This window comes from Intrasporangium calvum (assembly GCF_028446585.1).
GTDB classification, from domain to species: Bacteria; Actinomycetota; Actinomycetes; order Actinomycetales; family Dermatophilaceae; genus Intrasporangium; species Intrasporangium calvum_A.
This window is the reverse complement of sequence record NZ_JAPFQL010000015.1, coordinates 34,670-41,876: the sequence shown is the minus strand read 5'-3', so window position 1 is coordinate 41,876 and position 7,207 is coordinate 34,670. Positions and strand designations below refer to the sequence as shown.

Sequence of the window (7,207 nt, the reverse complement as noted above, 5' to 3'; positions counted from 1 at the left end):
CGAGCACTCCAGTGGCTCCCCGGACCGACGGGTCCGGGGAGCCACTGCGTGTCACTCGGGGTCGCCGTCGGCGAGCAGCTGGTAGAGGCGCCGGCGGGTCTCGGAGAGGATCTCGCGCGCCTCTCCCCGCTGCTGTGCCGTGCCGGTCGTGACGACCTGCCACATGGCGCCCATCACCTGTCCGACGACCGGCATGAGGCCGTCACCGCCGGGGGAGCTGCCGAAGCCGAAGCCCTCGCGCTCGTCCGGCTCGTCCTCCGGCTCGCGCTCGAAGGGGGCCCAGGTCGCCGCCATCTCGTCCGGGTGATCCTCGACGTAGCGGCGGCCCTCGTCGGTGAGTCTGAGCAGCCGTCGACCCTCGACGTCGCGGCCCTCGACGAGCCCTTCGTCCTCGAGCTGCTGCACGGTCGGGTAGACGGAGCCGGGGCTCGGTTTCCAGGCACCGCCGGTGCGGTCGGCGATCTCCTGGATGAGCTGGTAGCCATTCATCTCGTCGCCCGCGAGCACGTCGAGGATGGCCGCCCGCACGTCGCCCCGTCGCGCGCGGCGGGGTGGACGGGTGGGACGCGGCGGCTCCGGAGCGAAGGCCGGTCCGCCGAACTGCCGGATGAGGTCGTGGATCCAGGGCGGGGGCCCGGGACGTCCGTGGCGCGGGCCGCCCCAGGGGCCGCCCTCGGGGCCCCAGCCGCCGAGGCCGCTGAACCAGTCGCCGCCGGCCCCGCGACCGCCGGGCCCGCCGTGGCGCCGGTGGCCTCCGTGACCTCCGGGTCGGCCTGACCCCTCGCTGTGTGAGTTCATGATGTGCCTCCCTGTGATGCAACTCGAACGGTCGCGATGCTTCAACGATATATCGCGAATAGGTCGTTGGCCATGGTTTTAGGTCTCGCCTTGCGGGTAGGTCTCAGTTGATGCTTCATTGTTTGCGCGCCCTGAGGCCGTTAGGCTGACAGGGCGACCGGCGCCCTAGGGGAGGAGGACCCGCGTGCCGACCATGCAGGACGGCACCCCCAGCACGGACGGGGGTGCACCGCAGAACGAGAAGAGGACTGTGCGCATCCCTTGGGCCCCCTCGGCAGCTCCCCGGATCCGTAAGACGCTCGTCGCGGACCTCGCGGCGCGTGAGGTCCCGGGCGAGGTCGTGGAGGAGGCCGAGATCGTCGTGAGCGAGCTGGTCGCCAACGCGATCCGGCACGCCAAGCCGCTGTCCGATGGCGCGATCCGCGTGCACTGGAAGGTCAAGAACAACGTCGTCGAGGTCGAGGTCTCCGACGGCGGTGGTCCGACCGTCCCGCGGCCCTCGCCACCGACGACCTGGGCTCCCGGTGGCCGCGGCCTGCGCATCGTGCGCTCCCTCGCCCACGAGTGGGGGGTCCTCGAGGACCCCCACGGCCGCACCGTCTGGGCCTCCGTGGGCGGCCCGTCCCGGCGCCGCTCGCACTGACTCACACCCCAGTGGCCCCCGTATGCCGCTGGGCTCGCTCCCGCCCGCGAGGGACCACCCACTAGGGTGACGTCCCATGGGTAAGGCTTCTCGACGTTCCCGGGCTGATCGCGCTGCCCGCACCTCCCGCCCGATGCCGGCACCGTTCGTGCCGCGGCCCTTCGAGGGTCTGCCCGGCGAGACGGACTGGGTGGCCATGCGCGAGATCGTCCCGGCTGCGACGGCCACCGTCAGGTTCGCCGAGGGCAAGGCTCCTGAGGGCGCCCCCGAGACCGTGACCATCGCGACGGTGCTGCCCCTCGCCTGGCCCGCGCTGCACCGCGACAACGGCGAGATCCTCGTCGGCATCCAGTCGGGCAACGCCAGTGGCGACACGAGCCGCGACATCGCTCAGGCGGTCGAGCTGGCCGTGGCCGCGGCCCCCGGCACGCCGGTGTCCGCCCTCCCGGTCTCCACGGTGGAGACCGACCGGCTCCAGGACCTGCTCGACCTCGAGGCCCCGTTCGAGATCGAGGTCCACGAGGGCTTCGACTTCTGGGTCGCGGACAGCGAGCTCGACGCCGAGGGACGCGAGTCCCTCGAGCGGGCCAACGAGTCGGCCATCCCGACCGTCAAGCTCGTCTCGGCCCCCTCCGCCTACTGGTGCCGCATCGGCGAGCGCTGCTACGTGCGGTGGGTGCTGCCGCACGACGAGGAGACCTCGACCAGTGCGCTGGCTCGCCTGCACGCGGCCGGCACCTCCAGCCTCGGTGACTCGGGTCGGCTGCTCGGCTGCTTCCGTTCCAGCGGACTGCTCATCCCGGTCTGGGAGGTCGACCCGGAGGCCGAGCCGGCGAGCCACGAGGCCCCGGTCGCTGCGATGAAGGAGCGTCTCGACGCCGCAGCCGCGTCGACGGAGCCGCTCACTGCGGCGGAGCGCGGCGCGCGCGCCGGCCTGATGAACCGCCAGGTGACGCTGCGCTGAGCGGCTGGCCGATGCCACGTCCTGCCAGCCGTGCCGTCCCGTTCGTCGTCGTCATCCCGGCCAAGGACGAGGCGGCCCGCATCGCCGCGACGATTCGGGGCGTCCGACGCATCCGCGGCGTCGGCGAGATCGTCGTCGTCGACGACGGCTCCAGCGACTCGACGGCCCGGGTCGCGGCCGGCGCCGGGGCTGAGGTGGTCCGGCACGCCCGCAACCACGGCAAGGCCGACGCCCTGATGAGCGGCCTGGGCCGCATGGCCGGGCTGCAACGGGTGGGCCGCGTGCACCCCGGAGCGGCCGTGCTCTTCGTCGACGCCGACCTCGAGGGCTCGGCCCAGGAAGTCGGGGCTCTCGTCGGCCCGGTGCTCGCCGGAGCGGCCGACCTGACGATCGCCACCCTGCCGCCGCAGCGCACCGCGGGAGGGGGACGCGGTCTCGTCGTCGGGCTGGCTCGCCGCGGCATCGAGGAGCTGACGGGGTGGAGCCCCGTGCAGCCGCTGTCGGGCATGCGCTGCCTGTCGCCTGCCGCCCTGGCCGCCGCGACGCCGTTCGCCCGCGGCTGGGGTGTCGAGGTCGGCATGACGGTGGACGTGCTCCGGGCCGGCCTGACGGTCCAGGAGGTTCCCTGCGACCTGCACCACCGGGTCACCGGACGGGACTGGCGGGCCCAGCTGCACCGGGCCGCACAGTATCGCGACGTTGCCCTCGCACTGGCCGTCCGCCGCCTCCACGGCCTCCGCCACCGCCCCACCAGCACCTGACTTCCCCCGCGACCCACCCTCTTGCCGCCTGCCTGCTCCTGCTCCAGATGGGGGGAGGAGCTGTAAGAGGGTGTGCTGCGCGGAGCTGTGGGTGGGGGGACGTCAGCGGTGGTGCCGGTCCCGGCGCCGCCGGATGGGTTCCTTCTCCTGCTCCAGGGCCATGAACTGCGCCACCGCCGAGATCACCAGCGGAAGGGTGAGGATCAGGGCCACCGGCGGGATCGCCGCACCCGAGTCGTTGGTGAGGAAGCCGATGGCGGCCATGACGATGATGGCGATGAGCGCGTCGCGGAGCAGGGGGGCCTCGGCGACGAGCCGGGCAAAGGGTGCGGTGCCGAAGCGGCCCGGCTGCAGCACGAGGAGCAGGACGAAGGCGGTGATCGCGACCACCGCCCCCAACAGCCCCGGGTGTGCGGTGGAGAGCTCGATGTTGGCGAGCAGCTTGCGGGACACGACACCGAGCGCCTCGCCGTCGAGCACGGTCTGGAAGAAGCGGCCGGGGTGCGACCGGTACTGCTCCGGACGGCGCCAGTCGAGATAGCACACGAGCGTGACGACGAGGGCGGCCGCGAGGCCGACGAGGGCGAGACTGCGGACCGACACCCGGATCCCGGCGACCCGCATGAGGAGCAGGCCGAGGGCAGGCACGAGCGCGATGGGCCCGCCGAAGTCGGCGCCCCACGCGGGCAGCACGTCGACAGCGAGCGCGGCACCCCCGAGGACGACCATCGCGAGGACGGCGAGCCGTGGAGCGCCGCGGCGGACCAGGGCGTGCGCCATCGCGGCACAGAGGAGCAGCACCGCCGAGGCATAGAGGGCGAAGGCGACGTTGCCCATGCCGTAGAACCGGCCGCCGACGAGCGGCTGGAGGCCGAAGATCGAGGACATCTGCAGGCGGGACCCGGTCATCAGGTCGAGGCCGATGACGCTCGCGGTCACCGCGGACAGGGCCGCGAGCGGACCGAGCGCCGACGAGGCCCAGGGGCCGTTGACGCTCACGACCGCGATGAGGCCGCTGATGAGCAGGACGAGAGCGATGAGCAGCGCGACCAGGACGGCGGAGGGAGGCGACCAACGCCACCAGGGCACGAGGTTGGCGAGGAAGGTCGCGGCCGGCATGGCCGCCGCCACGAGCCCGACGAGCCGGGCCGCCCGCAGGATGCGGTGCCGCGACAGCCGCGTGTGCCACGGCCGCGCGCGCTGCCAGAGGACCCAGAGCACGATGAGGGCGAGGAGGACGGCCGACAGCCAGGCGACGAGGAAGGGCACGACGATGCGGTGCATGGCGTCGGCCTTGGTGTCGATGTCGGTGAGCCGGGTCAGCTTCCGGGCCGCCGTCGACTCGCTGTTGTTCTCCGAGGGGCTGGCGGAGAGCGCGCGCCCCCCGATCGGCTCGACCGGTCGGACGCCTCCGCGCTGGAGGATCGTCGCGGTGACGTCGGAGATCTGCGCGATGCCCTCCATCCGGGTCGAGGCCGATGCGAGGATTCCCGGGGCGTAGTGCGGACCCGTGGCGGTGAGGACGCGAAGGCGCTCCTCCCGGTCCCGGTCGGCGATCCCCGCGACGATGAGGTCGGCGCCGGTCGGCATGGCGTCGCGCACCTGGGCGACGCGTTTCTCGACCGCGGTGATGGCCGCGAGTTGCCCGGCCGGGTTGGGGTCAGTGGTCAGCACCGCGCCCGCGTCGACCAGGCTGATCGGGCACCGCGCCAGTTGCGACACGAGGGTCCGCCGGTCGAACGGTGCGTACTGGGCGACCTTCCCGTCGGAGCCGGCCGCGGCGAGGGCCGCCCCGGGGCCGATGGCGGCGACGCACGAGCCGTGCTCGGCGAAGCTGTCGCCGAGCAACCCGAGGCGCGCCTCGAACGCCGCCTCTCGGGACGCCGCGGCGATCTCGTCGAAGCCGGCCACGGCGTAGCCCCGCTCCGGATCTCCGACGACCTCGGGCAGCGAGGTGCACACGGGCCGATCGCCCTCGGCTGCGGGTCCGGCCGCCTCCCCCGCGGACAACGTCGACCAGCCGTCGGTGGGGCAGGTTGTCAGGTGCAGGGTCTTGACGGACACCGAGGCCGCCGCGCCGTCGCGGAGCAGCCCCCACAGGACCGGGGTGTCCTCAGGCGTGACGTCGTCCCAGGAGATGCCACCCACGCCGACGACGACGAGTGACTCGCCGGGCTCGGGGTTGGCGGTCCGCGGCACGGGGACGGTGTCCCGCGTCGCGTAGGACCAGCCGAGGGCCACGACCAGCAGGACCAGCGCGGCGACGAGCGCCTTGACGGGGTGCCTGCGGATCACGGAGGACAGACTACAAACCCGCGCGCAGGTCCCGGCCCGCACGCCGACTCGGAGACGGCCACACCCTGAAACGGCCCGAAGCCCGCTCCCGTCCGGGACTACCCTTCGGAGCGTGGAGGAACCGACCCTGTCGGTCGTGGCCGTCGGGGCCGCGGTCGTCGCCGTGCTCGCGCTGGCTCTTGCCGTCGGGGCGCAGTTGCGGCTCGCGCGGACGCGGCGGGACTTCCGGGCCCTGGCCGGAGACGGGTCGACCGACATCGCGCGCGTCGCGGCCGGGCAGAACCACCGCATCGAGCGTCTCGGCGCCGAGGTGACCCGGCTCCGGGAGCAGGTGGAGGCCGCGGAGGACGACGTCCGGCAGAGCCTGCGCAATGTCGCGGTCGTCCGTTACGACGCCTTCGGGGACCTGGGCGGCCGCCTGTCCTTCTCGGCCGCGATCGTCGACGACCTCGGTGACGGCATCGTCATCTCGTCGATCCATGCGCGGAGCGAGTCGCGCACCTATGCGAAGGGCGTCGTCGGGGGCCGGTCGAGCATCACCTTGAGCCCCGAGGAGCAGCAGGCGCTCGCCGCGGCGACGAAGGGCGAGCCCCAGCGGACCCAGTCACCCACCCGGAAGGACGTCCCATGACGCCACGTCACCCCTCAGACCTGCGGCGCTTCGGCTACCTGGGGCCGCGCGGGACGTTCACCCAGATGGCGCTCGACGCCTGGGACGGTGCCCGGCACCAGGAGCAGGTCCCGTTCGGGAGCGTCGACGCTGCGCTCGAGGCGCTCCGGTCGGCCGAGATCGACGCCGCGATGGTGCCCATCGAGAACTCCGTCGAGGGTGGCGTCTCCGCGACGCTCGACGCGTTGGCGACGGGTGACCCCCTGGTCGTCATCGGTGAGGTCCTCGTGCCGGTGACCTTCGTCCTCTGTGCCCGAGCCGGTATGCCGCTGAGCTCGGTCCGCAGCGTCGGCACCCACTCGCACGCGTGGGCTCAGGTGCGCACCTGGATGGCCACCCACCTCCCGGACGCGGTGTACGTCCCGACGTTGTCCACGGCGGCGAGTGCCGCAGCGCTGGGGCAGCCGGGTGACGTCATGTTCGACGCGGGCGTGTGCGCGCCGGTCGCCGCGGCCAACGAGGGGCTGGAGATCCTCGCCGAGGACATCGGCGACAACAGGTCGGCCGTGACCCGGTTCGTGCTCGTGGCCCGTCCTGGGACCCTGCCCGAGCCGACCGGGGCGGACAAGACGACGGTCGTGCTCTTCCAGCGCGACGACCACGCCGGCGGGCTGCTCGAGCTGCTGGAGCAGTTCGCCGTCCGTGGCGTCAACATGACGCGCCTCGAGTCCCGGCCCACCGGCGAGGCCATGGGCAGCTACTGCTTCTCGATCGACTTCGAGGGACACCTGCAGGACGCCCGGGTGGGCGAGACGCTGATGGGCCTCAAGCGCGTGTGTGCGGACGTGCGCTTCCTCGGGTCGTACCCGCGGGCTGACGGGGTCCGGGCCGACGCGAGAGTGGGGACGGCCGACACCGACTTCGACACGGCCCGCAGCTGGCTCGAGCAGCTGCGCAGCTGACCGGCTGACGCCCGATGCAGCGCTGACGCGTCGGAGGGCGCCGGGTGCTGCCGCCCGGCGCCCTCTGCTCCCCTGCGTGCTCCCCTGTCTCTCCCCAGGGTCCACCGGCCCCCTGGACCGGTGGAGTCCGGCCAGGACACCGGGCGAGTCGCCCCCCAGCGACGCCCCCCGGCC

Annotated in this window: 7 protein-coding genes; 5 read left to right on the top strand and 2 right to left on the bottom strand. The window is 73.3% G+C overall.

From position 1 onward, the window contains the following. Window positions 1–51: 51 nt before the first annotated feature. Window positions 52–798, bottom strand: coding sequence for a PadR family transcriptional regulator (locus OO014_RS05475; protein ID WP_272461272.1), 747 nt, complete (start codon window positions 796–798; stop codon window positions 52–54). Window positions 799–991: 193 nt separating this feature from the next. Between OO014_RS05475 and OO014_RS05470 the strand changes: the two genes are divergently transcribed. The 3 genes from OO014_RS05470 to OO014_RS05460 all read left to right on the top strand — a co-directional run bounded on the left by OO014_RS05470 (window position 992) and on the right by OO014_RS05460 (window position 3,166). Continuing rightward, a complete protein-coding gene (locus tag OO014_RS05470; protein ID WP_272461273.1) occupies window positions 992–1,441 on the top strand; it encodes an ATP-binding protein in 450 nt (149 codons plus the stop codon). Between the two features lie 133 nt (window positions 1,442–1,574). Further along, on the top strand, window positions 1,575–2,405 hold the full coding sequence (locus tag OO014_RS05465; protein WP_272461271.1) for a DUF5926 family protein: 831 nt from the start codon (window positions 1,575–1,577) through the stop codon (window positions 2,403–2,405). Between the two features lie 11 nt (window positions 2,406–2,416). Continuing rightward, window positions 2,417–3,166 carry a glycosyltransferase gene (locus tag OO014_RS05460; RefSeq protein ID WP_272461270.1) on the top strand — a complete coding sequence of 250 codons (750 nt, stop codon included), beginning with the start codon at window positions 2,417–2,419 and terminating at the stop codon, window positions 3,164–3,166. A 102-nt stretch (window positions 3,167–3,268) separates the two neighbouring features. Here OO014_RS05460 and OO014_RS05455 read toward each other — a convergent pair whose 3' ends face one another. Beyond that, a complete protein-coding gene (locus OO014_RS05455) occupies window positions 3,269–5,461 on the bottom strand; it encodes a hypothetical protein (protein WP_272461269.1) in 2,193 nt (730 codons plus the stop codon). A 112-nt stretch (window positions 5,462–5,573) separates the two neighbouring features. Between OO014_RS05455 and OO014_RS05450 the strand changes: the two genes are divergently transcribed. Both OO014_RS05450 and pheA read left to right on the top strand, forming a co-directional pair. Next, window positions 5,574–6,092 (top strand): DUF4446 family protein, encoded by a 519-nt coding sequence (locus OO014_RS05450; RefSeq protein ID WP_272461268.1) that lies wholly within the window; start codon window positions 5,574–5,576, stop codon window positions 6,090–6,092. Further along, window positions 6,089–7,033: a prephenate dehydratase gene (gene pheA, locus OO014_RS05445; RefSeq protein ID WP_272461267.1), complete on the top strand. Its 945-nt coding sequence runs from the start codon at window positions 6,089–6,091 to the stop codon at window positions 7,031–7,033. Before OO014_RS05450 ends, pheA begins: the two co-directional genes overlap by 4 nt. The last annotated feature ends 174 nt before the right edge of the window (window positions 7,034–7,207 follow it).